25 protein-coding genes, 1 tRNA gene and 1 riboswitch are annotated in these 24822 nt (G+C 71.1%); of the genes, 11 read left to right on the top strand and 15 right to left on the bottom strand.

Features of this window, described 5'->3' with window-relative positions; translation table 11 throughout:
* The 3 genes from ABZ805_RS26050 to ABZ805_RS26040 form a co-directional block, all read right to left on the bottom strand.
* On the bottom strand, positions 1 to 178 hold a 178-nt coding region (locus ABZ805_RS26050; RefSeq protein ID WP_358445484.1), incomplete at its 3' end, for an LLM class flavin-dependent oxidoreductase.
* Between the two features lie 93 nt (positions 179 to 271).
* The gene (locus ABZ805_RS26045; RefSeq protein WP_358445482.1) at positions 272 to 727 is read right to left on the bottom strand and encodes a MarR family transcriptional regulator; all 456 of its coding nucleotides are present in this window, start codon (positions 725 to 727) and stop codon (positions 272 to 274) included.
* Positions 728 to 810: 83 nt separating this feature from the next.
* The gene (locus ABZ805_RS26040; protein WP_358445479.1) at positions 811 to 1137 is read right to left on the bottom strand and encodes an FKBP-type peptidyl-prolyl cis-trans isomerase; all 327 of its coding nucleotides are present in this window, start codon (positions 1135 to 1137) and stop codon (positions 811 to 813) included.
* Positions 1138 to 1319: 182 nt separating this feature from the next.
* On the opposite strand from ABZ805_RS26040, the gene ABZ805_RS26035 reads away from it, so the two are divergent.
* Positions 1320 to 1952, top strand: a complete 633-nt coding sequence (locus ABZ805_RS26035) for a pyridoxamine 5'-phosphate oxidase family protein (protein ID WP_358445476.1) — start codon at positions 1320 to 1322, stop codon at positions 1950 to 1952.
* A 104-nt stretch (positions 1953 to 2056) separates the two neighbouring features.
* On the opposite strand, the gene ABZ805_RS26030 is transcribed toward ABZ805_RS26035, so the two are convergent.
* The 4 genes from ABZ805_RS26030 to ABZ805_RS26015 form a co-directional block, all read right to left on the bottom strand.
* The gene (locus tag ABZ805_RS26030; protein WP_358445474.1) at positions 2057 to 2530 is read right to left on the bottom strand and encodes a VOC family protein; all 474 of its coding nucleotides are present in this window, start codon (positions 2528 to 2530) and stop codon (positions 2057 to 2059) included.
* 108 nt (positions 2531 to 2638) lie between these two features.
* Positions 2639 to 2863 carry a YbdD/YjiX family protein gene (locus ABZ805_RS26025; RefSeq protein WP_358445471.1) on the bottom strand — a complete coding sequence of 75 codons (225 nt, stop codon included), beginning with the start codon at positions 2861 to 2863 and terminating at the stop codon, positions 2639 to 2641.
* Positions 2860 to 4998, bottom strand: coding sequence for a carbon starvation CstA family protein (locus tag ABZ805_RS26020; protein ID WP_358445490.1), 2139 nt, complete (start codon positions 4996 to 4998; stop codon positions 2860 to 2862). Before ABZ805_RS26020 ends, ABZ805_RS26025 begins: the two co-directional genes overlap by 4 nt.
* Before the next feature lie 247 nt (positions 4999 to 5245).
* Positions 5246 to 6067: an LLM class F420-dependent oxidoreductase gene (locus ABZ805_RS26015; protein ID WP_358445468.1), complete on the bottom strand. Its 822-nt coding sequence runs from the start codon at positions 6065 to 6067 to the stop codon at positions 5246 to 5248.
* Positions 6068 to 6580: 513 nt separating this feature from the next.
* Here ABZ805_RS26015 and ABZ805_RS26010 point away from each other — a divergent pair.
* Both ABZ805_RS26010 and ABZ805_RS26005 read left to right on the top strand, forming a co-directional pair.
* Positions 6581 to 7105: a SigE family RNA polymerase sigma factor gene (locus ABZ805_RS26010; protein ID WP_358445465.1), complete on the top strand. Its 525-nt coding sequence runs from the start codon at positions 6581 to 6583 to the stop codon at positions 7103 to 7105.
* On the top strand, positions 7102 to 8124 hold the full coding sequence (locus ABZ805_RS26005; protein ID WP_358445462.1) for a hypothetical protein: 1023 nt from the start codon (positions 7102 to 7104) through the stop codon (positions 8122 to 8124). Before ABZ805_RS26010 ends, ABZ805_RS26005 begins: the two co-directional genes overlap by 4 nt.
* A 386-nt stretch (positions 8125 to 8510) precedes the next feature.
* Here the strand turns inward: ABZ805_RS26005 and ABZ805_RS26000 are convergent, their stop codons facing one another.
* Positions 8511 to 9779, bottom strand: coding sequence for a hypothetical protein (locus tag ABZ805_RS26000; RefSeq protein WP_358445459.1), 1269 nt, complete (start codon positions 9777 to 9779; stop codon positions 8511 to 8513).
* A 377-nt stretch (positions 9780 to 10156) separates the two neighbouring features.
* Here ABZ805_RS26000 and ABZ805_RS25995 point away from each other — a divergent pair, with 377 nt between their 5' ends.
* Together ABZ805_RS25995 and ABZ805_RS25990 are read left to right on the top strand one after the other, a co-directional pair.
* Positions 10157 to 10660, top strand: coding sequence for a DUF3145 domain-containing protein (locus ABZ805_RS25995; protein ID WP_358445456.1), 504 nt, complete (start codon positions 10157 to 10159; stop codon positions 10658 to 10660).
* A 206-nt stretch (positions 10661 to 10866) separates the two neighbouring features.
* On the top strand, positions 10867 to 11400 hold the full coding sequence (locus ABZ805_RS25990; protein ID WP_358445453.1) for a hypothetical protein: 534 nt from the start codon (positions 10867 to 10869) through the stop codon (positions 11398 to 11400).
* A 111-nt stretch (positions 11401 to 11511) separates the two neighbouring features.
* Here ABZ805_RS25990 and ABZ805_RS25985 read toward each other — a convergent pair whose 3' ends face one another.
* The 5 genes from ABZ805_RS25985 to ABZ805_RS25965 form a co-directional block, all read right to left on the bottom strand.
* Positions 11512 to 12759 carry a beta-ketoacyl-[acyl-carrier-protein] synthase family protein gene (locus tag ABZ805_RS25985; protein WP_358445451.1) on the bottom strand — a complete coding sequence of 416 codons (1248 nt, stop codon included), beginning with the start codon at positions 12757 to 12759 and terminating at the stop codon, positions 11512 to 11514.
* Positions 12756 to 12998: an acyl carrier protein gene (locus tag ABZ805_RS25980; protein ID WP_358445487.1), complete on the bottom strand. Its 243-nt coding sequence runs from the start codon at positions 12996 to 12998 to the stop codon at positions 12756 to 12758. The genes ABZ805_RS25985 and ABZ805_RS25980 overlap by 4 nt, the downstream gene beginning before the upstream one ends.
* Before the next feature lie 68 nt (positions 12999 to 13066).
* Positions 13067 to 14047, bottom strand: coding sequence for a beta-ketoacyl-ACP synthase III (locus ABZ805_RS25975; RefSeq protein ID WP_358445448.1), 981 nt, complete (start codon positions 14045 to 14047; stop codon positions 13067 to 13069).
* On the bottom strand, positions 14044 to 15021 hold the full coding sequence (locus tag ABZ805_RS25970; protein ID WP_358445445.1) for an ACP S-malonyltransferase: 978 nt from the start codon (positions 15019 to 15021) through the stop codon (positions 14044 to 14046). Before ABZ805_RS25970 ends, ABZ805_RS25975 begins: the two co-directional genes overlap by 4 nt.
* Before the next feature lie 156 nt (positions 15022 to 15177).
* A complete protein-coding gene (locus ABZ805_RS25965) occupies positions 15178 to 16380 on the bottom strand; it encodes a helix-turn-helix domain-containing protein (RefSeq protein WP_358445442.1) in 1203 nt (400 codons plus the stop codon).
* 256 nt (positions 16381 to 16636) lie between these two features.
* Between ABZ805_RS25965 and ABZ805_RS25960 the strand changes: the two genes are divergently transcribed.
* Positions 16637 to 17587, top strand: coding sequence for an N-acetylmuramoyl-L-alanine amidase (locus ABZ805_RS25960; protein ID WP_358445440.1), 951 nt, complete (start codon positions 16637 to 16639; stop codon positions 17585 to 17587).
* Positions 17588 to 17605: 18 nt separating this feature from the next.
* On the opposite strand, the gene ABZ805_RS25955 is transcribed toward ABZ805_RS25960, so the two are convergent.
* Complete coding sequence (locus ABZ805_RS25955) at positions 17606 to 17842, bottom strand: DUF3263 domain-containing protein (protein ID WP_358445437.1); 237 nt, start codon at positions 17840 to 17842, stop codon at positions 17606 to 17608.
* A gap of 195 nt (positions 17843 to 18037) precedes the next feature.
* Positions 18038 to 18182, top strand: a riboswitch (FMN riboswitch).
* Between the two features lie 95 nt (positions 18183 to 18277).
* Here ABZ805_RS25955 and ABZ805_RS25950 point away from each other — a divergent pair.
* Positions 18278 to 18916 (top strand): nicotinamide mononucleotide transporter family protein, encoded by a 639-nt coding sequence (locus tag ABZ805_RS25950; protein ID WP_358445435.1) that lies wholly within the window; start codon positions 18278 to 18280, stop codon positions 18914 to 18916.
* Positions 18917 to 19150: 234 nt separating this feature from the next.
* On the opposite strand, the gene aceE is transcribed toward ABZ805_RS25950, so the two are convergent.
* A complete protein-coding gene (gene aceE / locus ABZ805_RS25945; protein WP_358445432.1) occupies positions 19151 to 21919 on the bottom strand; it encodes a pyruvate dehydrogenase (acetyl-transferring), homodimeric type in 2769 nt (922 codons plus the stop codon).
* Between the two features lie 291 nt (positions 21920 to 22210).
* Here aceE and ABZ805_RS25940 point away from each other — a divergent pair, with 291 nt between their 5' ends.
* The 4 genes from ABZ805_RS25940 (at position 22211) to ABZ805_RS25925 (ending at position 24383) form a co-directional block, all read left to right on the top strand.
* Positions 22211 to 22645 carry a DUF3052 domain-containing protein gene (locus ABZ805_RS25940; RefSeq protein ID WP_184477758.1) on the top strand — a complete coding sequence of 145 codons (435 nt, stop codon included), beginning with the start codon at positions 22211 to 22213 and terminating at the stop codon, positions 22643 to 22645.
* Positions 22646 to 22783: 138 nt separating this feature from the next.
* Complete coding sequence (locus ABZ805_RS25935) at positions 22784 to 23248, top strand: peroxiredoxin (protein WP_224963069.1); 465 nt, start codon at positions 22784 to 22786, stop codon at positions 23246 to 23248.
* A gap of 70 nt (positions 23249 to 23318) precedes the next feature.
* A tRNA-Val gene (locus tag ABZ805_RS25930) sits at positions 23319 to 23390 on the top strand.
* A gap of 87 nt (positions 23391 to 23477) precedes the next feature.
* A complete protein-coding gene (locus tag ABZ805_RS25925) occupies positions 23478 to 24383 on the top strand; it encodes a site-specific integrase (protein WP_358445428.1) in 906 nt (301 codons plus the stop codon).
* Positions 24384 to 24822 lie beyond the last annotated feature (439 nt).

The raw sequence follows: 24822 nt of genomic DNA, 5'->3' as shown, positions 1-24822 counted from the left end.
GCGAACTGGGCACGAACGGCGGATTGTGATGCTCACCCGTCGCGAACACGTCCAGGCCCACCTCCTCCGCCTTCTCCGCGATGCGCACCATCGCCCGAATCCGCTCCGCCTCCGACGGCGTACGCCCCGACGTCGGATCCGGAGTCACATCCCCCACGCTGAAGATCCCGAACTGCATCACGACCACATCCTTAAGATTTGAACTAACTGGTCGAACGGATGCCGTCCGTGAAGTATTCCGAGGAGGGCGTGACGAGCGCCACGCCCGGAATCAGCCGGTGCCGCGCAGCCGGTCCTGGGTGCGGGTGAACACGCGGCGGAGCACGTCCAGCTCCTGCTCGTCGAGATCGTCGGTGAACAACCGCCGCACCGTCCGCACGTGGTGCTCGTCCGCCGCCCGCAGCGCCTCCAGCCCGGCGGCGGTCAGCACCGCGTGGTGCACGCGCCGATCATCCGGGGACGGGTGCCGCACCACCCAACCGCGGCGCTCCAGGACTTTCACCTGGTAGGTCAGCCTGCTCGGCGAGAACACCATGCGCGCGGCCAGCTCGCCCATCCGCAGCCGCTGCTCCGGGCATTCCGAGAGGACGAGCAGCACGTGGTAGTCCATCAAGCTCATCCCGGCGGACGCGCGCAGGTCCTCGTCCAGGCGGGTCTCCAGCAGCAGGCTCGTCTCGATGTACGGCCGCCACGCGCGCCGCTGCGGCGAGGTCTCCCAGGGCTCCACCGCATCGATCCTACCGTCGTTTCAACGGTTGAAATGCGTGGCCGCCTGCCTGCGCACCGACCGGCGCGCAGGCAGGCGGAGGCTCACTTGACCTCGAGGAGCTCGACGTCGAAGTGCAGCGTGGAGTTCGGCGGGATGATCGGCGGGACGCCGCGCTCGCCGTACGCCTGCTCGGGCGGGATCACCAGGGTGCGGGTACCGCCGACGCGCATGCCGACGACGCCCCTGTCCCAGCCCTCGATGACCTGGCCGGAACCCAGCACGAAGGTCAGGCCCTCGCCCCGGTCGTGCGACGAGTCGAACTTCGAACCGTCGCTGAGCGTGCCCGTGTAGTGCAGGGTCACGACGTTGTCGGGCTGGGCCTCGGCGCCCTCGCCGACCTTGGTGTCCTCGACCTGGAGATCGCTCACATCATCCTCCTCCGTTGTGGACCGTTCAGTCTGCCTTGGCGCGCGGCTCTCCGGCTGAGCGGGTTGCGGGCGGAAAAGGCGCCGCGCGTTTCCCCGTCTGGAAAAGCGGATCTCCTTTCCCCAACGCCGGAATCCGGTCGTCCGAGCCGCTGGGTGAGGGTGTACCGGGCGGAGGGAGCACGATGAGCAGGTACGCACGGCTGGCGTTCACCGACGCGGTGCGCGCCATGCAGGTCGAGCAGGGCAGCCGCCCCGCGCACCGCGCCGAACTGGGCTCGGGCGTCGGGCTGGAACCGGACCCGCTGGGGGAGCGGGAGCGCGCGTTCATCGCCGCCCGCGACGGCTGCTACCTGGCCTCGGTGGGGGAGACCGGTTGGCCCTACGTGCAGTTCCGCGGCGGCCCGCCCGGCTTCGTGCACGTCCTCGACGAGCGCACCCTCGGCTACGCGGACGTGCGCGGGAACCGGCAGTACATCACCGACGGGAACCTGCGCGGTGATCCGCGGGTCGCGCTGTTCTTCATGGACTACGCGACGCGCACCCGGCTGAAGCTGTTCGGCCGCGCCGCGGTGCACGCGCTCGACGAGGACCCGACGCTCGCCGCGCGACTCGATGCGCCGCGCGCCGGCGGCCGGGTCGAGCGGTTGGTGCTGATCGAGGTCGAGGCGCACGACTGGAACTGCCCGAAGCACATCCCGCACCGCTACTCCGAGGCGGATCTGGCCCGCACGCACGCCCGCCTCGACGCGCTGGAAGCGGAGAACGCGGACCTCCGGGCCCGCCTCGCCGCCCGCGGCGAACCGCTCCCGCCGTGAGCGAGACCGACCGAACGGGACGAACGGTCCGCGCACCACGCGTCGCAGCACGCGGACCCGAGTGAACGGCCCGTTCGGCCAACGGGATCGGACGAACGGTCCGCTCACTCCGCGAGGTAGGCGCGGCGCAGCGGTTCCAGGTCGAGCTTGTGCATCGTGAGCATCTGCCGCATCACGCGGTCCGACCGCACCGGATCGGGGTCGTGCAGCATGTCGGTGAGTTCGCGCGGCACCACCTGCCAGGACAGGCCGTAGCGGTCCTTCACCCAGCCGCACGGCCCCTGCTCGCCGCCCGCGGTGAGCCGCGTCGTCATCCGGTCCACCTCGTCCTGCGAAGTGCAGTCCACGTGCAACGAGATGGCTTCGCTGAAGGTGAACTCGGGCCCGCCGTTGAGGCCGAGGAACTCCTGGCCGGCGAGCTCGAACGTCACCGTGAGCACCGTGCCCGGCTCACCCGGCCCGGCTTCGCCGTGGCGCAGGACCTCGGTGATCCGGGAGTCCGGGAAGATCGAGGTGTAGAACCGCGCCGCCTCTTCGGCCTGCCCGTCGAACCACAGGCACGTGATGATCTTCTGCATGGCGTCCTCCCCGTCGCGTCGGCCGCATCCGACGGGAACGACGTTCCTCGGCCCGGGAGTTCCGCGCACCTCGGTGGGAGGGCGGTCGAACGCCCGCGCCGCCGGTGATCAGCAGCAGCGCGACCCCGGGTTCACGTCACCGCGGTCGACGTGCCTGCGCCAGAAGTCCCGTTCGCCCAGCGGCGGCGTGCCGGGGTGGTGCGCGCGGTGGTGCTCCAGGTACCGCTCGTAGGCGGTTTCGCCGACGATGCCGCGGGTGATCTGCCAAGCCTCGCGGGCGGAGCGTCCCAACCGGGACAGCACCGCCCGCGCGGCGGCGGACCGGGGGCTCACGTCCCCGCGCCCACTTCCTGCCGGTCCTCCGGATCGCGCCGTTCCCGCATGATCCGCCGCTCCTCGGCGGTGGGGATCAGCCCGGACGGCGCCCACAGCTCCGATTCGGTGTGCGGGGTCTCGGTGTCGGGCAGCGGTTCGGTGCTGCGCAGCGCCTTGATCCACACCCGGACCGCGTCGGCGAGCACCACCAGGATGAGCACCGCGAACAGCACGCTGAGCACGCCGCACACCGTGGAGTTCGTGACGACCTGCCGCATCTCGTCGACGGTGGCCGCCGAGCCCTTGCTGGTCTGCCCGGCGTCGATCGCGGCCTGGTAGGCGCCGCGCTGCGCGAAGAAGCCGAGCTTCGGGTCCGCGGAGAACACCTTCTGCCAGCTGGCGGTCAGCGTCACCACGGCGTCCCAGGCCAGCGGCACGATCGTCACCCACGCGTACTTCGCCCGCCCCGACTTGATCAGCACGGTGGTGGCGACGGCCAGCGCCACCGCGGCCAGCAGCTGGTTGGCGATGCCGAACAGCGGGAACAGCTGGTTGATGCCGCCCAGCGGGTCGTTGACCCCGGTCCACAGGAAGTAGCCCCAGCCGCCGACGATGGCGGCGCTGGAGATCCAGATGCCGGGCTTCCAGGTGACGTCGCCGAAGCGCTTCCACACGTTGCCGACGGTGTCCTGGAGCATGAACCGCCCCACCCGGGTGCCCGCGTCGACGGTGGTGAGGATGAACAGCGCCTCGAACATGACCGCGAAGTGGTACCAGAACGCCCGCATCGCGTCCCCGCCGAGGACCTGCGAGAACACCTCGGACAGGCCGAGCGCGAGGGTCGGTGCGCCGCCGCTGCGCCCGACGAGGGTCTCCTCGTCCACGGCGGCGGCCGCGGCGGCGAGCTGCTCGGGGCTGATGGAGAACCCGACCCCGGCGACCGCGTCGGAGGCGGACTGCAGGGTCTCGCCGAGCGCCGCGCTGGGCATGTTCATCGCGTAGTACATGCCCGGGTCGATGATGCAGGCCGCGGCCAGCGCCATGATCGCCACGAACGACTCGGTGAGCATGCCGCCGTAGCCGATGACGCGGACCTGCGACTCCTTCTCGATCAGCTTCGGGGTGGTGCCGGAGGACACCAGCGCGTGGAACCCGGACAGCGCCCCGCAGGCGATCTGGATGAACACGAACGGGAACAGGGTGCCCGCGAACACCGGGCCCTGGCCGTTGAAGGCGAACTCGGTGACCGCCTCGGTCTTCATCACCGGCATCGCGATGAGGATCGACACCGCGAGCATCACGATGACGCCGACCTTCATGAAGGTGCTCAGGTAGTCCCGCGGCGCCAGCAGCATCCACACCGGCAGCACCGAGGCGATGAAGCCGTACACGACGAGCGCCAGCACCACCTCGTTGCCGGAGAGCGTGAACGCCCCGGCGAGCGCGGAGTCGGCGACCCAGCTGCCGCCGATGATGCTCAGCAGCAGCAGCGCGATCCCGATGATCGAGGTCTCGATGATCCGGCCGGGCCGCAGGAACCGCAGGTAGATGCCCATGAACAGGGCGATCGGGATGGTCATGCCGATGGAGAACGTGCCCCACGGCGAGCCCTTCAGCGCGCCGACCACGACGAGCGCCAGCACCGCCAGCAGGATGATCATGATGGCGAGCACGGCGATGAGCGCCGCGATGCCGCCGACCGGACCGATCTCCTCCCGCGCCATCTGCCCGAGGCTGCGGCCGTCGCGGCGGGTGGAGAAGAACAGCACCACCATGTCCTGCACGGCGCCCGCGAACACCACGCCGACGATGATCCAGATCGTGCCGGGCAGGTAGCCCATCTGCGCGGCCAGCACCGGCCCCACCAGCGGTCCCGCGCCCGCGATCGCCGCGAAGTGGTGGCCGAACAGCACTCGGCGGTCGGTCGGCTGGAAGTCGGCCGCGTTGTTCAGCCGTTCCGCCGGGGTCGCGCGGGTGTCGTCGGTCCGCAGCACCCGGTAGGCGATGAACCGCGCGTAGAACCGGTAGCCGATCGCGTAGGAGGCCAGCGCGGCGAACACCAGCCACGCGGCGGAGATCTCCTCGCCGCGGCTGAGCGCGATGACGCCCCAAGCGATCGCCCCGACCACCGCCACCAGCGTCCACACGAGGATCTGCTGGGGGTTCCACTTCCGCCGCGGTGACGCCTCGTCCGTCGGCGTCGTTGTCGTCGTGTTCGCCACCGTCCCCGGTCTCCGTTTCCGCGATCAAGCAGTTGTGCACGCAACATGCCGTGTTGATCGCACCGATCTGCAAAGCAGTCGCAAGGATCTGCCTGCGATGTCCCCCATGTCCAGTGCAAGACCGGGAAGTAACCAGGATGTAAGGGGCGGCCGTCGGCACCGGCCGCCCCCGCGCGGCTCAGCGGTACCGGTCCACCACGCCGGCGAGCAGGTCGAGCCGTTCCAGCGTCGCGTCCCGCGGCTTCGTCGGGAGGAAGAACAGCACGCGATCCACCCCGGCCGCCGCGTACTCCTCCAGCGGTGCGTCCTTCGGGGCCGCGTACAGGGACACCGGAACCCGCCACCCGGCGCGCTCGCGCACCTTCTCCACCAGCTCGCCCAGGTTCTCGGTGCCCGCCCGGGGCAGCCAGCCGCCGCCGTACTCGGCGACGCGGTCGAAGGAGCGCTCGCTCTCGCCGCCGACGTAGATCGGCGGGTGCGGGTGCTGCACCGGCTTCGGCCACGAGTACACCGGGTCGAAGTCCACGTGCTCCCCGTGGAACTCGGCGAGCTCGTTCGTCCAGATCTCGCGCATCGCCCGGATCCGCTCGTCCATCAGCGCGCCGCGGCGGCCCGGATCGGTGCCGTGGTTGCGCATCTCGTCGCGGTTCCAGCCCGCGCCGATGCCGAACACGACCCGTCCGCCCGAGACGAGGTCGAGGCTGGCGACCTCCTTCGCCGTGGTGATCGGATCGCGCTGCACCATCAGCGCGATCCCGGTGCCCAGCACCAGGTTCTCCGTCACGGCCGCCGCCGCGGTGAGGCTGATGAACGGGTCCAGGGTGCGGTAGTAGATGCGCGGCAGGTCGCCCCCGCCCGGATAGGGGGTCTCGCGGCTCGCCGGGATGTGGGTGTGCTCGGCGAGGAACAGCGCGTCGAACCCGCGTTCCTCGAGGGCGCGACCCAGCTCCGCGGGCCCGATGCCTTCGTCGGTGTTGAACGTCGAGATGCCGAACTTCATGTCGGTTCAGGCGGCCGGGAGGCCGCCTATCCTCCCATCGCATGCCGAACGCGGAACAGATCCCGTATCGCCGCCGACGGTAGTCGAACGCGCACCCGGCGGCATCGGCTGCCAAACGGGCGAGTGAGTGCGGCGCTGATCGGCTGACCAGCGGATACGGCATCCAGATGATCTTGGATGTGTCGATTCCCACTCGTCGCCGCGTCCGGACGGAGCCGGACCACGACCACCTCCGTCCGCTGTGGACCACCCCGCCCGCCGGGTGTCGAAAACCCCGTCGCGACGGTGAATCCGCAGCCCGCGCGGCCTGCACCGACCCGCCCGGGGCGCGCCGGCGACCGGTCTCCGCACCCGGCGCCGACGATCACTCCGCGAGGCCGTTCGTGGCGGACGGTAAGCTGCGCCTCTCCGCCGGTCGGAGCCAACGGCGGAAATCCGGTCCGCGTCGGCTGCCAACCGCGAAGGGGGTCTCGGGCGTCGTGCAGAGATGTGACGGTTTCGATCGCATTGCCCGTGACCGCCTGGCCGGGCGACGGGCTGGCGGCCATGGATGAACTGACGACCAAACTGACCGAGCTCTACCAGGAGAACTACCGGCAACTGCTGCGCATAGCCGTGCTGCTCGTCGATGATCGCGCCTCCGCGGAGGACATCGTGCAGGACGCCTACGTGCGGGTGTTCGACTCCAGGACGCGGCTGCGCGACCCGGAGAAGGCGCTGGCGTTCCTGCGGCAGGCGGTGCTCAACCGGGCCCGGTCGGTGCTGCGACGCCGGATGGTCGCCAAGCGCTACCAACCTCGGATCGCCACCGAGGACTCGCGCCCGGACGACACCGGGCGCGGACTGGACCGGGCGGTGCTCGCCGACGCGCTCACCCACCTGCCGCGCAGGCAGCGGGAAGCGGTGGTGCTGCGCTACTACGCCGACTTCAGCGAAGCGCGGACCGCGAAGCTGATGGGCGTGAGCCAAGGTGCGGTGAAGTCGTACTGCTCGCGGGGAGTGGCACGGCTGTCGGATCTGCTGCGGGAGCGGGTGTGAGCGAGTCGAACGACACGCAGGACGTCGAGGAGCTGCGCAACGCGCTGCACGCCATCGTCGACGACGTCGAACCGCGCGGGGACACGCTGCCCAGGCTGCTGGCCGCGCGGCAACGCCGATCCCGCAGGCCCTCGCGGCGACCACTGCTCGCCGCGGGCGGGATCGCGGTCGCCGCCACCGCCGCGTTCCTCGTGGTCCTCGCCGTGGTGCCCACCGGCCCGCAGGCCCCCGAACCCGTCAGCATCGCGCCGAACAGCTACGTCGCGGCGCCCGCCGCCACGCTCGCGTCGTTCGACGTGCTCAGCGGGAAGCGCACCGACGTGCTCGCCGACCTGCCCGCACCGGCGCAGGGACCGCTCGCCGCCGACGGGAACCGCGTGTACGCGGCCGTCCCGGCCGCGGAGGGCAGCGACATCGTCGCGCTCGGGGCCGACGGCATCGTGCGTCCGGTGGCGCACCGGACCGGAGCGGGCGCGCTCGCCGCGGGTGACGGCCTGGTCGCCTACTCCGACGCGGGCGAGATCGTCGTCGACGGAGCCGACCGGCCGCGGCGGATAGCCGTCCCCGCCGGTCAGCAGGTGGACGACCTCGCCGTCGGGAACGGCGGCCGCGTCGCCGTGCTCACCTCGGACGCGGCGATCCACGTCGTGGCGCCCGGCGGCACCGAGCTCGGGCGGCCGATGAGCCCGCCCGCGGGCACCTGCGGCCCGCGCGCGCTCGCCTGGGCCGACCGGAACCTCGCGGTGCTCGCCGCCGCCGACTGCGGCGGTGCGGAACGGATGCGGATCGCCACGCTCGACGCGGACAACGGTCAGGCCGTCGGTGGTGGCACCCCGTTCAGCACCGGCGGTGACCTCGGCGCCGACCAGGTGCAGCTGTCCGCGGACCGCGTCGGCCGCTACCTCGTGTCCGTCGCCGACGGCAGGCAGTGGCTCGTCGACGGGACCGACGTGCGGCCGGTGGCGCGGCCCTGCTCCGAATCCGGGTGCGCGACCTCCCCGGCGACCTTCTGGGGTTGAGGCGCCCGCGTCTCGTGCTGCGGCGCGGGGCAGGTGGCGGAAGCTCACTGCCTGTCTCGCTGCTCCTGCCGCGTAGTGCTCGGGTGGCGGAACCTCAGCGGCGGTGCGAGCTGCTCCGGTGGTCGTCGGCTCAGCGGCTTCGCCGCTGACGGGAAACCGACGAGACCCGCCGGGCAGGTTCGGAGACGGGCGGTCGGCGGAGTCCTCGTCGCGCGTCCCACCGGTGGCCCTCCGCCGCGGGAGGAAGCGCGGCCCTCGCGAGAACACCGCTGAGAACCCGCGGCGGTGCCGGTTGCGCCGGTGATCGTCCGCTCAGCGGCACCGCCGGTGGGAGGACGGGGGCGGCGCGACGCCGCTGCGGAGCAACCTCCGCCGCGCGGGTGTTCTCAGGCGGGAGTGCGGAGGCGGAGGGCTCGTTCGGCGAGGGCGCGGAGGGAGACGTCGTCCGGATCGGACCCGCCCTCGGCCCACGCCGCTTGGACCACGCGCAGCCGCCCGCCCGTCTGCTGCACCGCGGCCGCCGCGTCCGCGAACTCCGGCGAGCTCGGCGCACCCGGCTCCGCGCCCGCGTCGGCGATGCCACCGGAACCCGGGGTGTTCAGCAGTTCCCGCAGGTTCCGAGCCGACGTCGCCGAACCCAGGTCCACCACCGCGACCGACACGACCGCCGACCGGCCCGCGGTCTCCCCGTCGAAGACCTGCCGGGACAGTCCCTCGCACGGGTGCCGCTGGAACCACGCCCGCACGTCCCCGAACGCGGCCTCCGTGCAGTCCCCGCCGCGCTCCGCGCTGGTCCGGGTGAACGCGACTCCGTCCACCTGTTGCGCCGCGACCTCCCGCTCCTCCTCCGAAGCCCCGGCCATCAGCAGCGCGGACACCGCGCCGACCAGCACCAGCGCCACCGCGCCCAGCACGAGCAGCTTCGACCGGCCCGGCAGCGCCGCGAGCCGTCCCCGCAGCCCGGCCGGGCGCGCGGGCGGCTCCGGTCGCGGCTCGTCCGCCACCTTCGGGATCAGCAGCGTGCTCGCCGCGGCGAGGTCCGGCGCCACCGAATCCGGGAAGCCCTCCGCGGTCAGCTCCGCCACCGACAGCGAACGCGTCCCCTCGTCGAGCACGTCCAGCACGGCCCGGGCCGCCTCCACCCCGCACGCCCGCTCGTAGGTGGCCAGCTCGCGGACCGCGGCGAGCATGCTCGTCGTCGACGGGTACAGCACCCGCACCCCGCGGTGCAGGTCGCCCGTCGGCTGGGTGACCCGCTCCACGTACGGGCCCACGGCCACGATCGCGGCTACCGGCAACGGCTCCGCGCCGCGGGTCTGCAACGCGCGGGCCAGCGCGGACGCCGACTCCAGCGCCGCCAGCGCGGGGTTCACCGCCGCCTCCTGGCGCAGCAGCGGCCAGCCGTCCACCGTCCACGGCGTCTGCACCGGGGCCTCCAGGGACAGCACCGAACCGGGCAGGTCGACGCCCAGCACCACCACGATGCCGCGCGGCAGCACCAGCACCGCGTCCAGCGCCCGCGGCGCTCCCGGCGGCCGCGCCCCGCACACCGCGACACCGCCGAACACCCCGTCGCCCGGGCCCCAGGCGGTCACCGCCGCCCGGATGTCCGCGCCGATCTCGGTCGGCTCCTCGCCGAGCCGCACCACCCGCATCGTCGACTCCCGTCCCCGAAATCCGGACCGGCCTGCCGCCACCGGGCCCGGTCCGCATTCTCGCCTACTCCGAGTACTCCCCCGATCGAGTGGTATCGGCCACTCGTCCGCACCTGCCGCGCTGCGCCGTTCGGGCCGCCCGCTGGGCCGCACGGGTGCGCCCGGAACTGCGACGACCCCGCGCCGAACGGGCCAGGGGCACCCGGCGAACCGTAGCCGAACCGGGTCGCCCGGACGGGGAGTTCACCCGGTTCATGTGGCGACGGCGGGCGAGGCGCGTGCAGAATGACGCCGATCACCCGTGATCGGGAGATCGGACCACCCGCACGATGAGGTCGTAGGGGAAGACGTCCCTCGTCGAACAGCGGAGGTCAGCAGTGAGCACCCGTGGCAGCACAAGTGGCGTGGTCTACGTCCACTCGTCGCCGTCTGCGGTCTGTCCGCACATCGAGTGGGCCGTGGCCGGCGCACTCGGCACGCGGACCGAACTCCGCTGGACGGCGCAACCCGCAGCACCCGGGCAGTTGCGCGCCGAACTCACCTGGACCGGCGAACCCGGCACCGGATCCCGGCTGGTCACCGCGCTGCGCGCGTGGCCGATGCTGCGCTTCGAGATCACCGAGGACCCCAGCCCCGGCATCGACGGGCAGCGCTTCTGCCACGTGCCGGGACTCGGCCTGTGGAACGCGCGCACCAGCGCCAACGGCGACATCGTCGTCAGCGAGGACCAGCTGCGCACGCTCGCCGCGAACAGCCGCGGCTCGGAATCGTTCACCCACCGCGTCGACCAGCTGCTCGGCGCCGCCTGGGACGCGGAACTGGAACTGTTCCGCCACGCGGGCGACGGTGCGCCGGTCAGCTGGCTGCACCGCGTCGGCTGACCCGTCCCGCCGCGGCGGCTCGGGAAGCGGAATCCCGGAGCCCGCCGGAAACCGACGAAACCCACTGCGCAGGCCCGACGGCGGGAACCGCGCGAGTTCCGGTCCACGCCCGGTGGGGCCGCGGCGGGCGCGGTTGTGGGAAGCTGATCGGCGTGCAGTCGTATTCTCCGGCCGGTCGTTCGCAGCACTCCTGGTGGAAGTGGGGGGTGCCGATCGCCGCGCTCGTGCTGATCGCGGCGGGCGCGGGCGGCGTCGCGGCGCAGCAGTACTACCCGGACACGATGCCCGCGAGCATCGACGGCGAGGTCGCGGGGCAGCCGGCGAACTCCGAGTACGCCAACATCGAGTTCACCCCCGACGCGGACGAGCACCCGGACCACGCGGACATCCGCTGGACGCTGCAGATGCACTTCAACGCGATCAACACGCGCCGCTACGAGACCTGGAAGACCACGGTCGTCGCGGCCAAGCAGCAGCAGCTGCCCGAGGACAAGTGGCAGCGCGAGTACGCCACCACCCGCGACGCCGCCATCAAGGTGCACCGGATCGAACCGGGACCGGACGACTCGGTGCGCGTCCTGATGACCTTCGTCAGCACCCAGGACCCGAAGGACGCCCCGGTCGGGATGCAGGAGGGCTGCCTGCGGTGGCGGGTGGTCTACCCGATGGTCGTGGACGGCGGCGGGTTCCGGCTGGACACCAACAGCCTGCCGGGCAGCGCCCTCGCCGTTTCCTGCTGACGGCACTCCGGGAACGAGAACCCCGGGAACGAGAACCCCGGGAAACGAGAAGCGCCCCGCCCTCCGGTTCGCACCGGGAGACGGGGCGCTCGCGCGAGCGGCCGGGGGCGATCAGGCCTTGGTGAAGGCCAAGGCCACGTTGTGCCCGCCGAAGCCGAAGGAGTTGTTCACCGCGGCCGACACCTCGACGTGCCGCGGCTTGTCCGTCACCACGTCCAGCTCCACCTTCGGGTCGAGCTCGTCGAGGTTGCGGGTGGGCGGGATCTGCCCGTGGTAGATCGACAGCAGCGTCACGATGCTCTCGACCGCACCGGCGCCGCCCACGAGGTGCCCGAGCGCGCTCTTCGGCGCGGTCAGCGCCACTCCGTCGCCGAACGCCTTGCGGATCGCCGCGGCCTCGCCCACGTCACCGACCACGGTCGAGGTGGCGTGCGCGTTGACGTGCTCGATGTCCGAGTTCGACAGGCCCGCGGTGCGCACTGCCTGCGTCATCGCGTTGACCTGGCCGACGCCGTCCGGGTGGCTGCCGGTGATGTGGTAGGCGTCGGAGGTGATGCCCACCCCGCCCAGCCGGCCGTAGATCCGCGCCCCGCGCGCCTTGGCGTGCTCGGCGCTCTCCAGGATCACCACGCCGGCGCCTTCGCCGAGGACGAAGCCGTCCCGGCCCGTGTCGAACGGGCGCGATGCCAGCTCCGGCTCGTCGTTGCGCGTGCTCAGCGTCCGGGCCTGGCAGAACCCGGCCACGGTGATCTGGTGGATGCAGGACTCGGCGCCACCGGCCACGACCACGTCGGCCTGCCCGGAGCGGATCATGTCCCACCCGCGCGCCAGCCCTTCCGCGCCGGAAGCGCAGGCGGAGGCGGGGGAGTGCACGCCGGCTCGCGCGCGCAGGTCGATGCCGACGTGCGCGGCGGGCCCGTTGGGCATGAGCATCGGCACGGTCAGCGGCGAGATCTTGCGCAGTCCGTGCTGCTCCAGCAGGTCGTCCTGGTCGAGCAGCGTCACCGGACCGCCGATCCCGGTGCCGAGCGCGACACCGAGCCGATCCGGGTCCACCGACTGGTGCTCGTCGGTGGGCATGTCGTAACCGGCGTCGCTCCAGGCCTGGCGGGCCGCGATGATCGCGATCGCCTGGCAGCGGTCCAGCCGGCGCAGCTGCACGCGGGGCAGCACCTCGGCGGGCTCCACGACCAGGGGAGCGCCGATCTTGGCGGGCAGGTCGTACTTGTCGACCCATTCCGCCGTCAGCCTGCGCACCCCGCTGCGACCGGTCAGCAGACCGTCCCAGGTGGACGCGACGTCACCACCGAGTGGTGTCGTCGCGCCCATCCCGGTGATGACGACGTCGGTCGCCGTCATGCGTTCTTGGTGATGTAGTCGACCGCATCACCGACGGTCTTGAGGTTCGCGAGCTGGTCGTCCGGGATCTTGACGCCGAACTTGTCCTCGGCCTGCACGGCGATCTCGACCATCGACAGCGAGTCGATGTCGAGGTCGTCGACGAAGGACTTCTCGACGGTGACCTCGTCGGCGTCCACGCCCGCGACCTCTTCGACGATGCCGGCGAGACCCTGCGCGATTTCCTCGTTCGCCACGATGGTTCCTTTCGTTGTTGCGGTGGTCACCGCGGACGTGCCCGCGGCGGTCTTGGTGAGCGCGGACGCGCTCAGGGACAGATCACGACCTGGCCGGCGTAGGACAATCCAGCCCCGAAACCGACCAGCAGCAGCACATCGCCGCTGGAGAGCTCGCCCGCCGACCGCATGTGGTCGATCGCGAGCGGGATCGACGCGGCCGAGGTGTTGCCCGAGTAGACGATGTCACGCGCGACCACCAGGTCGTCGCGGGCACCCTGGCTCTGCAGCTTCTTGGCGATGCCCTCGACGATCCGCAGGTTCGCCTGGTGCGCGACGAGAGCGTCCACATCGGACAGCTGCAGGCCCGCGAGCTCCACGGCCCGCATCGCCACCGGGGCGATCTGCGTGGTCGCCCAGCGGAAGACCGACTGGCCCTCCTGGTAGATGTACTTGCCGTCGCGCAGGTAGATGGTGTCGACCAGGTCCCCGGCGCTGCCCAGCGCGGCCGGGGCGATGCCCGGCTCGTCGGCCGGACCCACGACCGCGGCACCCGCGCCGTCGGCGAAGATGATGCAGTTCCCCCGGTCCTCCCAGTCGATCCACTCCTGGAACCGCTCGGAACCGATCACCAGCACCCGGCGGGCCGAACCGGCCAGCACCATGTCCGACGCGGTGTTGAGCGCGTAGCAGAACCCGGCGCAGGCGGCGTTGAGGTCGAACGCGCCGGAGGCCTTGATGCCGATCTTGTCGGCGACCTGCGCGGCCGCGTTGGGGATGCCGCCCGGCATCGTGCAGGTCGCGATGATGACCTGGTCGACGTCCGCCGGGGTCAGGCCCGCGTCGGCGATGGCCTTCGAACCGGCCTCCACGGCCATCGACACGACGGTCTGGTCCTCGTCGCCGAGACGGCGGTGCACGATGCCGACGCGCTGCTGGATCCACTCGTCGTTCGTGTCGACGATCTTGGCCAGGTCGTGGTTGGTCACGACCCGGTTGCCCTGGGTGCTACCGAAGCCGAGCAGCTTGGTCGCCGCCGGTCCGGTGGACTTGCGCAGGGTCGGTGTGCTCACGCATCGCTCCCAGAGGTGTTCGCGTCCTGGGCGGTCTCCTCCGAGTCCGCTGCCAGCAGGTCTGCGACCTTGTCGAGGTCTTCGGGCTTCTTCAGCGCCACGGTCTTGGTGCCCTTGAGCTCGCGGCGCACCAGGCCGGTCAGCGCACCGGCGGGCGGGAACTCGACCACGGCCGTCACCCCGCGCTCGGCGAGGGCGGTCATGCAGTGGTCCCAGCGCACCGGCCGGGTGATCTGCGCGACGAGCAGGCGCACGAACTCGTCGCCCGACCCGACGAACGAACCGTCCGAATTGGACAGCAGTGGGAACGACGGGTCCTTCGCCGCGACCTCCTGGGCCCGCGCGCCGAACGCGTCCTGCGCGGGAGCCATGAAGCGGGTGTGGAACGCGCCTGCCACGGCCAGCGGACGCACCTTCGTGCCGGGCAGCGGCTCCTCGGCCAGTGCCTCCAGCGCGGGCTTGCGGCCCGCCGCGACGATCTGGCCCGCGCCGTTGCAGTTCGCCGGGTCCAGGCCGAGGGCTTCCAGGTGGCCGATCACGGCGTCCCGGTCCCCGCCCATCACCGCGGACATCGCGGTCGGCTCCAGCGCGCACGCCGCCGCCATCTCCCGGCCGCGCACCGCGGCCAGCGCGACCGCGTCGTCGGGGGAGAGCACGCCTGCGATCGCCGCCGCCGCCAGCTCGCCGACCGAGTGACCCGCCACCGGGGTCTCCGCGGGCACGTCGAAGCGGGCGCGCAGCTGCTCGGCCGCCAGCAGGGACAGCGCCACCACCAGCGGCTGCGTGACCGCGGTGTCCTTGATCTCGTCCGCGTCGGCGGTGGTGCCCAGCCGGACGAGGTCCAGACCGGCGTGCTCCGACCAGGCCTCGACGCGCTCGCGGGCGCCGTCCGGTTCGAGCCAGGGGGAGAGCATGCCGGGGGCTTGCGAGCCCTGTCCGGGAGCGAGGAGCGCGATCACCCTGCTACTACACATGGCCGACCGAGATCGGCGTGATGCCGGTACGGACGAAGTCCGAGGCACAATCTTGTGGAGTGTCTACAAGCGTGACGACGATTCGGGCATCACGCACCGTGATTCGTTGTCGCTCGTGCCGGTTCGGTGACGTTCCGGCGGCGAACCGGGTGTCGATCACCACAGCCCGCGGGCCCTGGCCAGCCGCCCCACCGACAACGCTACGCGCAGCACCAGCGCGTCCCGCGCGTTCGCCGGGGTGCGGCCGGTGAGCTCCGCGACCCGGCGCAGCCGGTACCGCACCGTGTTCGGGTGCACGTACAGCTGCCGCGCGCAGTTCTCCAGCACGCCGCCCAGCTCCAGGTAGGTGTCCACCGTCTCCAGCAGCGCGCCGCCCGCGTCCACCAGCGGCAGCACGATGCCCTCCACCAGTTGCCGCTCCGCCTCCGGATCACCGGCCAGCGCCCGTTCCGGCAGCAGGTCTTCCGCGGGCACCGGGCGCGGCGCCGTCGGCCAGGCCACCACCGCGCGCAGCCCGGACATCGCGTCCGCCGCCGAACGGTGCGCCTCCGACAGGCTCGTCACCGTCGGCCCGACCACCACCGGGCCGCTGTCGAAGGCCTCCGCCAGCTTGTCCGCCGCCGCCAGCGCGCCGTGGTCGTCGGACGGGCCGCCGAACACCACCACCAGCCGGGTGCCCTGCACGCCGAGCAGCACCGGACGTCCGGCGCGGGCCGCGCTCCGGCGCACCTGGTAGATGACCGTCGGCGGGTCGTCGGACGGCGCCGTGCCCACCAGCACCGTCGCCTCCGAACCGGGTTCCCAGCCGAGCGCGGCCGCCCGCGACAGCAGCGACTCCTCCGGGTCGCCGCGGACGATGCCGTCCACGACGAGCGCCTCCAGCCGCGCGTCCCACGCGCCGCGCGCCTCCGCCGCCGCCGCGTAGGAGGTGGCCGCCGCGAACGCGATCTCCCGCGTGTAGCGCAGGATCGACTCGGTCAGCGCGGTGCGCTCCGACCCCTCCTCGGCCAGTTCCGGCAGCCGCCGTTCGAACACGTCGATCGCCGCGCGCACCAGGTCCAGCGTCTGCCGCAGGCTCACCCACCGCGACAGGTCCTTCGGGGCGGCGCGGAACGCCTCCGCCGTCAGCCGGATGGCCTCCGTCGGGTCCTGCATCCAGGCCACGAAGTTCGACACCCCGGTCTGGGTCACCAGCAGCACGCTCGCCCGCTGGTCGGCGGGCAGCCGGCGGAACCACGGCAGCCGCTGCTCCATCGCACCGACGCTCGCCGTCGCCAGGTCCCCGGAAGCGCGCTCCAGTGCGCGCAGGGTGGTCGAGGAAATGCGTTCGCCTTGTTCACCTGCGCCTTCGGATTGCATGCCGTCAGAATCGCACGCCCCCGCGACGCCCCGTGCCGGGCACTGCGTGCACCGCGGCCCGGGCCACCGGGTACGCGAGGGCGCGGTGCGCGGCGGACCCGTCCGAAGTGCACCCGTCCGCCGCAGCCGGTTCAGCCGGGGGAAACCGGCAGCGCAGCGGCATTTCATCCGATCAGGCGTGGCCGGTGCGGCGCACCGCGGGACACGATGGGAGCAGGCGACGCGGCCACCGACGGCCGCCAGGGGAGTGATGGCGATGGCTCTGCCGCTGGTGTGGCTGGGAGACGTGCTGCGGGCGGCGGGGCTCACCGTCGTGGAAACGCCCGGATGGCTGGAACGGACCGCGAACTCGGGCGCCCAGCCCGAACCGGTCGGGGTGCTGGAGCACCACACCGCGACGATCGCCTCCTACGAGGACCCGGCGCCGAGCCTGCAGCTCGTCGTCGACGGCCGGTCCGATCTGGCCGGGCCGCTGTGCCACGGGCTGATCGGCTTCGACGGCGTGGTGCACTTGATCTCGGCCGGACGCGCCAACCACGCTGGGAAGGCGCGGGCCTCCGGACCGGTGCCCGAAGGGGACGGCAACGTGCTCTACGTCGGCTTCGAATGGGACTACCAGGGCGTCGAACAGGGCCCCAGCCCCGAGCAGTACGCGGCCGCGCTGACCGCGACCAAGGCGGTGCTGGACCACATCGGCGCTCCGCCCGAAGCCGCGCGCGGGCACAAGGAGACCAGCGTGACCGGCAAGATCGACCCCGGCCACGTCGACCTGGACCGGTTCCGGGCCGAACTCGCCACGAGTGAACAGGAGAACGCCGACATGACGCCCGAACAGGACGCGATCCTGCGCCGCATCGAGAACGAGCTGCTTGGCCCGCGCGGGCCGGAAGGGCAGATCGCCGGCTGGAACACCGCGCTCGGACCGCGCACCCCGGTGGCGATGCTGGTGGACCTCGTCAACGGGCTGCTCGCCACGCAGACCCCGGCGCCGCTGCAGCAGGCCGCCCCGCAGCAGCAGGGCGCGCCCGCCGTGCCGCAGCAGCAGGGGCCGCAGGCCCCCGCGCAGCCCGCGGGCGACGCCGAGTCGATCAAGGCCGCGTTCACCGCGCTGCCGCCGGAACAGGCCGCGCCGCTGCTCGCCGAGCTCGTCCGCATCCAGCAGGAGCGCCAGCTCACGCCGGAGCAGCAGGCCGCTGCCGACGTCTGACCGGCAGCGCCGCGAAGATCAGTGCCCGGGGGCCGCGGCCCGGCGGTCGGCGCGTTCGGATCGCATGCGCAATAAGCGCTTGACCAGGACCGGCTGCTGGGCCAGCGCCTCCGGTTCGTCCAATAACCGGTTGAGCCGCTGGTAGTAGCGCGTCGGCGAGAGGCCGAACCGCTCCTGGATGACGCGGTCCTTGCTGCCCGGGTAGCGCCAGAACTCGCTCTCGAACGCCAGGATCGCGTGATCGACGTCGTTCACCCCGCCGCCCCCTTCGCGTCGTGCGCCGGCCGTCCGGCCGACCGGATCCGTTCAACCGGAGATCGCCCACTCTACCCCGAGGTGCACGTCTGTTCGATCACCTGAGCGGCGACTCACCCGGGGTGTGATCCGAGCCACGAGGTGGCGACGGAACAACTTCCGCGGTCGACGATGTTGGCAGGAGTACGAAAAGTCGTGCGCTCCGGGGCTCGGTGAGATTCCGAACCGGCGGTGAAAGTCCGCGAACCGGCGCCTCCCGGCCGAACCCGGCCCGGGGAGCCCGGCCGATCCGGTGGAATTCCGGGACCGACGGTGACAGTCCGGATGGGAGGCGGCGCACGGGCACTCGACCGGGACCGGTCGCTCTTCGGGGCACCGGTGCCCGCCGCGTTCCCGACCATCCCCGGCGCCAGGACCGGCTGGGAGGAGTGGGTTGTGCGCGCTGCGGCGGAATGGTTGCTCGGCAACGGGATCACCGTGCTGGGCCAGCAGATCTCCTGGGCGGAGCTGGTGGGGCAGCTGTGCGCGCTCGCCGTGGTCTTCCTGGCGCAGCGCCGCACCTTGGCGACCTGGCCGGTGCAGGTGACCGCGACGGTGCTGCTGTTCGCGGTGTACGCGTCGGCGCAGCTCGGCGGGCTGGCGGTCCGGCAGATCGTGATCCTGCTGATCTCCGTCTACGGCTGGTGGGCGTGGAGCCGCCGCAGCGACCCGGTGTACGGGGTCGCGGTGCGCAAGGGGACGCTCCGGGAACGCCTGGTGCTGCTGGGCGTGCTGGCCGGGGCCACCACCGGGTTCGCGCTGCTGCTGACCGCGCTGGACGCCTCGTGGGCGCCGTGGCCGGACGCCTGGATCTTCGTGGGCACCGCGGTCGCGTTCTGGGCGCAGGGGCGCGGGCTCGTCGAGTTCTGGCTGGTGTGGCTGGCCGTGGACGCGGTCGGGGTCCCGCTGCAGCTGGCGTCCGGCTTGTACTTCAGCGCCGGGATCTACGTGGTGTTCGCCGCCCTGGTGGTGCACGGCTGGTGGAGCTGGAACCGCACCGCCAGGTCACAGCAGCTCGCCCCGGCCCGGGTCTGAACCGGGGTGATCTTCCATCTCGTTGCTCAGCGGCGCGGTTGGCGGAACCTCAGCGGCTCCCTCGCTGCGGGATCGTTTTCGCAGGTGGCTCCGCCACATGCGAAAACGCTGTCCTCGCGAGGGAGCCGCTGAGAACCCGCTGCGGTGCCGGTTGCTCGGGTGGTCGGCAGCTCAGCGGCTCCGCCGCTGACAGGAGACCGACACGGCCCGCCGCGGGACTTCACGGACAAGACCTCAAGCGTCGCCGGGATCGGACGTCTGCGGGCCCGCGGCTCGCACGTCGCCGAGCCGGTAGCGCTGGGCGGCGGCGGTGACCTGGGACCGGTCGACGAGCCCGCGGCGGGCCAGGGCGGCGAGCACGGCGACCACGGTGGACTCGGCGTCCACCAGGAACACCCGCCGCGCGGCCGGGCGGGTGTCGGAGAAGCCGAACCCGTCGGCGCCCAGGCTCACCATGTCGCCCGGCACCCACGAGCGGATCAGGTCCGGCACCGCCCGCATCCAGTCGCTGACCGCCACCACCGGGCCGTCGGTGTCCAGCAGCGCCCGCGTCACGTACGGCACCCGCGGTTCGGAGTCGGGGTGCAGCAGGTTGTGCCGGTCGACGGCTTCGGCTTCGCGGCGCAGTTCGGTCCACGAGGTCGCCGACCACACGTCGGCCCGCACGTCCCACTCCTCGGCGAGCAGCTGCTGGGCGCGCAGCGCCTCCGGCATCGCCACCCCGGAGGCCAGCACCTGCGCGGGGATGGAGCCGCCGGTGCCGCGCCGGAACAGGTACAGGCCGCGCAGCAGCCCGTCCACGTCCACGCCGTCCGGTTCGGCGGGCTGCCGGTACGGCTCGTTGTAGACGGTCAGGTAGTAGAAGACGTTCTCGGCGTCCGGCCCGTACATCCGCCGCAGCCCGTCCTTGACGATGTGCGCGACTTCGAACGCCCACGCCGGGTCGTAGGACACCACCGCCGGGTTCGTCGCCGCCAGCAGCAGCGAATGCCCGTCGGCGTGCTGCAGCCCCTCACCGGTGAGCGTGGTGCGACCGGCGGTGGCGCCGAGCAGGAAGCCGCGCGCCATCTGGTCCCCGGCGGCCCACAGGCTGTCGCCGGTGCGCTGGAACCCGAACATCGAGTAGAAGATGTAGATCGGGATCATCGGTTCGCCGTGCGTGGCGTAGGCGGTCGCGGCGGCGGTGAACGACGCGCTGGAGCCGGCTTCGTTGATGCCTTCGTGCAGGATCTGGCCCTGTTCGCTCTCCCGGTAGGCGAGCATCAGCCGGTAGTCGACGGGCGTGTAGGACTGGCCGTTCGGGTTGTAGATCTTCTGCGACGGGAACATCGAGTCCATCCCGAAGGTCCGCGCCTCGTCCGGGATGATCGGCACGATCCGCGGCCCGATCTCGGGGTCCTTGGCGAGGTCCTTGAGCAGCCGGACGAACGCCATCGTGGTGGCGACCTCCTGCTTGCCGGAGCCGCGCCGGATCACGTCGTAGACGTCGTCGCCGGGCAGCACGAGCGGCTTCGGCTTCACCCGCCGTTCCGGCAGGTAGCCGCCGAGGCGCTGGCGGCGTTCCCGCAGGTACTGGATCTCGGGGGAGTCCTCGCCGGGGTGGTAGTACGGCGGCAGGTACGGGTCGGCCTCGAGCTGCTCGTCGCTGATCGGGATCCGCAGGCTGTCCCGGAACAGCTTCAGGTCGTCCAGGGTCATCTTCTTCATCTGGTGCGTGGCGTTGCGGCCCTCGAAGTGCGGGCCGAGCCCGTAACCCTTGATCGTCTTCGCGAGGATGACGGTGGGCTGCCCGTGGTGCTCGGTGGCGGCCTTGTAGGCGGCGTGGACCTTCCGGTAGTCGTGGCCGCCGCGGCGCAGCGCCCACACCTGGTCGTCGGTGAGGTCCTTGACCATGTCCTTGGTGCGCGGGTCGCGGCCGAAGAAGTGCTCGCGGACGAAGGCGCCGTCGTTGGCCTTGTAGGTCTGGAAGTCGCCGTCGGGCGTGGTGTTCATCAGGTTGACCAGCGCGCCGTCCCGGTCGGCGTGCAGCAGCGAGTCCCACTCGCGGCCCCACACGACCTTGATGACGTTCCAGCCCGCACCGCGGAAGAACGACTCCAGCTCCTGGATGATCTTCCCGTTGCCGCGCACCGGCCCGTCGAGCTGCTGCAAGTTGCAGTTGACGACGAACGTGAGGTTGTCCAGCCCTTCGTTGGCCGCAACGTGCAGCAGGCCGCGCGATTCGGGCTCGTTCATCTCGCCGTCGCCGAGGAACGCCCACACCCGTTGCCGGCTGGTGTCCTTGATGCCGCGGTCGTGCAAGTAGCGGTCGAACCGGGCCTGGAAGATCGCGTTCATCGGGCCGAGGCCCATCGACACGGTCGGGAACTCCCAGAAGTCCGGCATCAGCCGCGGGTGCGGGTAGGACGGCAGCCCGCCGCCGGGGCCCGCGTGCGAGTGCTCCTGGCGGAATCCGTCGAGCTGGTCGGTGGTCAACCTGCCTTCGAGGAAGGCGCGGGCGTAGATGCCGGGGGAGGCGTGGCCCTGGATGTACAGGTGGTCGCCCCCGCCGGGGTGGTCCTTGCCGCGGAAGAAGTGGTTGAACCCGACCTCGTAGAGGCTGGCGGAGGAGGCGAACGAGGAGATGTGCCCGCCGACGCCGATCCCGGGTCGTTGTGCACGATGCACCATGATCGCGGCGTTCCACCGCATCCAGGCGCGGTAGCGCCGTTCGACCTCCTCATCGCCGGGGAACCAGGGCTCCTGGTCGGTGGCGATGGTGTTGACGTAGTCGGTGCTGGTCAGGGCGGGTACGCCGACGCCGCCTTCGCGGGCGCGCTCCAGCAGGCGGAGCATCAGGTAGCGGGCACGCTGCTGGCCGTGCTCGCCGAGCATCGTGTCGAACGACTGCAACCATTCTTCGGTCTCCTCCGGATCGATGTCCGGGAGATGCGAGGCGAGACCGTCTCGGATGACCCGCACCCGTTGCGGGGTGCCGCCGACGTCGTTGCTGTGCGCGGGCAAAGGAACTCCTCGACTGCTTGCGGTGCTTGTCGCGGGCTGGGGTGACGCCCGACACGTCCCATGGTCCCCCATCTTCACGGCCGCTGCGTGCACCGCGGTCATTACTTGGCGGTACCGTTCTAGCCTGACCTGGATGTGGGCGCCTACAGTCGTGTTCCACGCCGGATACCGGCGTGTCGTGCGCCCAGCAGTTGCGCCGGAAGCGGTCCGCAGTGTTCGCTATCGGCCAGATCTGCCCAACCTGGGTGCGGTGGAGGCACCGCACCACCGCATTGGAGGAGTGAGAGCGCCGTGGTCGCCGCGGGAGACGCCGGCAAGAGCGAAGTCGACGTCGCCGACAGGCTCGACATCGAGCCGGAGATGGTCGTTCAGGAGATCGGTTGGGACGAGGACGTCGATGACGCCGTTCGTGCCGCGATCGAGGAGCGTTGCGGGAGCGAACTGCTCGATGAGGATGCCGACGAGGTCGTCGACGTCGTACTGCTGTGGTGGCGGGACGACGACGGTGACCTGACGGACACGCTCCTCGACGTGATGACGCCTCTCGCTGACGAGGGGGTGATCTGGGTGCTGACGCCGAAGACCGGTCGTGACGGCTACGTGGAACCCAGTGACATCGCTGAGGCAGCGTCCACGTCCAACCTGGCCCAGACCTCGAACGCGAGTCTGGGGGAAGCCTGGATGGGTACCAGGCTCGCTTACCGCAAGGCCAAGTCCAAGCGCTGACGAGTTCGGCCCAGCGCCGGACGGATCGCCGTACCCACCACCTGGGCACCGGTGGCTACCTGCCACCGGTGCCCAGGTGTGCGTGATCGGTGTAGGTTCGGCGGCGTACGTGCACAGGCCGAACAGAAGGGTGCGCGCATGACGGTCGAGGTCGGCGCCGACGCTCCGGACTTCACGCTGCCGGACTACAACAAGGAGCAGGTCTCCCTGTCCGGCTTCAAGGGCGACAAGAACGTGCTGCTGGTGTTCTACCCCTTCGCGTTCAGCGGGGTCTGCCAGGGCGAGCTGTGCCAGGTCCGCGATGACCTGGCCGACTTCCAGAACGACCAGGTGCAGGTGCTGGGCGTCTCGGTGGACACCCCGTTCGCGCTGAAGGCGTGGTCGGAGCAGCAGGGCTACACCTTCCCGCTGCTGTCCGACTTCTGGCCGCACGGCGAGGTCGCCAAGGCCTACGGCGTGTTCCACGAGCCGGCGGGCATGGCGCTGCGCGGCACCTTCCTCATCGACAAGGACGGCAAGGTCCGCTTCGCCGAGGTCAACCAGCCCGGCGAGGCCCGCGACCAGAACGTCTGGAAGAAGGCGCTGGCCGAACTGGCCGCGTGAGGTCCGGCGACGGCCGGTCGGTACAGTGATCCGGCCGAAGCGCGGCCGACCTCCGGGCGGCCGCGCGCCGGGGCGCATAGCTCAGCGGAAGAGCACTTGCCTTACAAGCAAGGGGTCGTTGGTTCGAACCCAACTGCGCCCACTCTAGTTGCCTGAACTGTGGAAACGAGGTTCCCGCACCAGCGGTGCTCTGCTTGCACAGCGCACAGCGACCCCTTAATTTCGCCCCATGAGGGAGCAGCGGGACGGCCTGATCCGGGACTACGGCAAGGCGCTGAAGCGCTGGAACAAGTCCCCCAAGACCATCGAGCTCTACGTCTCGACGGCGTCCCGGTTCGCCGACTGGCTTGCGACGCAAGATCGCCTCGGCGACGTCGCTGAGGTCACTCGCGCCGACGTCGGTGACTGGACCACGGAACTGCTGGAGACCCGCAAGTTTGCGACCGCCAACGGCCGATTCCGCGCCTTGCAGCAGGGGTTCCACTTCTTGGTCGACGAGGACGAGATCACTGTCTCGCCGATGCAACGGATGAAGCCCCCGCACGTTCCCGAGGTTCCGGTACCAGTGGTTCCGTTGCCGACGGTCAAGGCGCTGCTCAAGCAGTGCGACGGCAAGGACCTGATCAACCGCCGCGACGCCGCAATCATCCGGCTGCTGATCGATACGGGCGGTCGCCTGGCGGAGATCACCGGTCTCAAGGTCGACGACCTCGACTTGGAGCAGGACCAGGTGCTTGTCCTGGGCAAGGGCAGTCGGCCGCGGATGTTGCCGATCGGCTCCAACACCTCACTCGCGCTGTCACGCTACCTTCGAGTGTGCAGCCGCGAGAAGTTCGCCAAATCACCCCAGCTCTGGCTCGGTGAGAAGAACCGCGGACCGCTCGCTTCCAATGGCATCAAAATCATGCTGCGCCGCCGTGGCCGGGCGCTCGATCCTCCGCTTGCCAACCTGCACGCCCACCAGTTCCGCCACACCAACGCACACGAATGGCTCGCTGCAGGCGGTAACGAATCCGATCTGATGAGGTTGATGGGCTGGCGCTCACCGCAAATGCTGCGTCGCTACGGGGCTTCGCTCGCCGACGAGCGCGCCCGAGATGCACATCGCCGACTGGCTCTCGGAGACCGAATTTAACGTGCATTGCGGGCGGCGTGAATGAATGGCGAGCCCGGCCACTGATACCTTGGAAAGGTCGGGATTGTCCGGCGATGGCGGAACTATGGTACAGGCGCGGTCGGCGGTGTTCCACATGGTCATCGTGTAGCTGAAGCCAACTCATGTCGGTCGAGTCCGCCTGTGATGTCAACGAAGGCTGGGCGCTCGACGTCCCGCATCATGCCGCTGTACCAAGCCATCAGCCGCTGGTGCCCCATGCGTGGCATGCCGCCTTTGGCCTCGAAGTCAAGCGTATAGGTGTGTCTAAGGGCAGGGCACGTGACCCTGCATAGCAGACACGCAATAGACCTTCATGGCCCCTTAGAGCCCCTAACACGTTGGTGATCTCGGGCTGAGATGATCTTGGGTGATGGCTGCGCCGTGGATCGTCTCTGACGAGTTGTGGGTTCGGATCGAG

Source organism: Saccharopolyspora sp. NPDC047091 (genome assembly GCF_040643635.1).
Taxonomy (GTDB): Bacteria; Actinomycetota; Actinomycetes; order Mycobacteriales; family Pseudonocardiaceae; genus Saccharopolyspora_C.
This window is presented reverse-complemented; position numbering and strand designations above follow the sequence as displayed.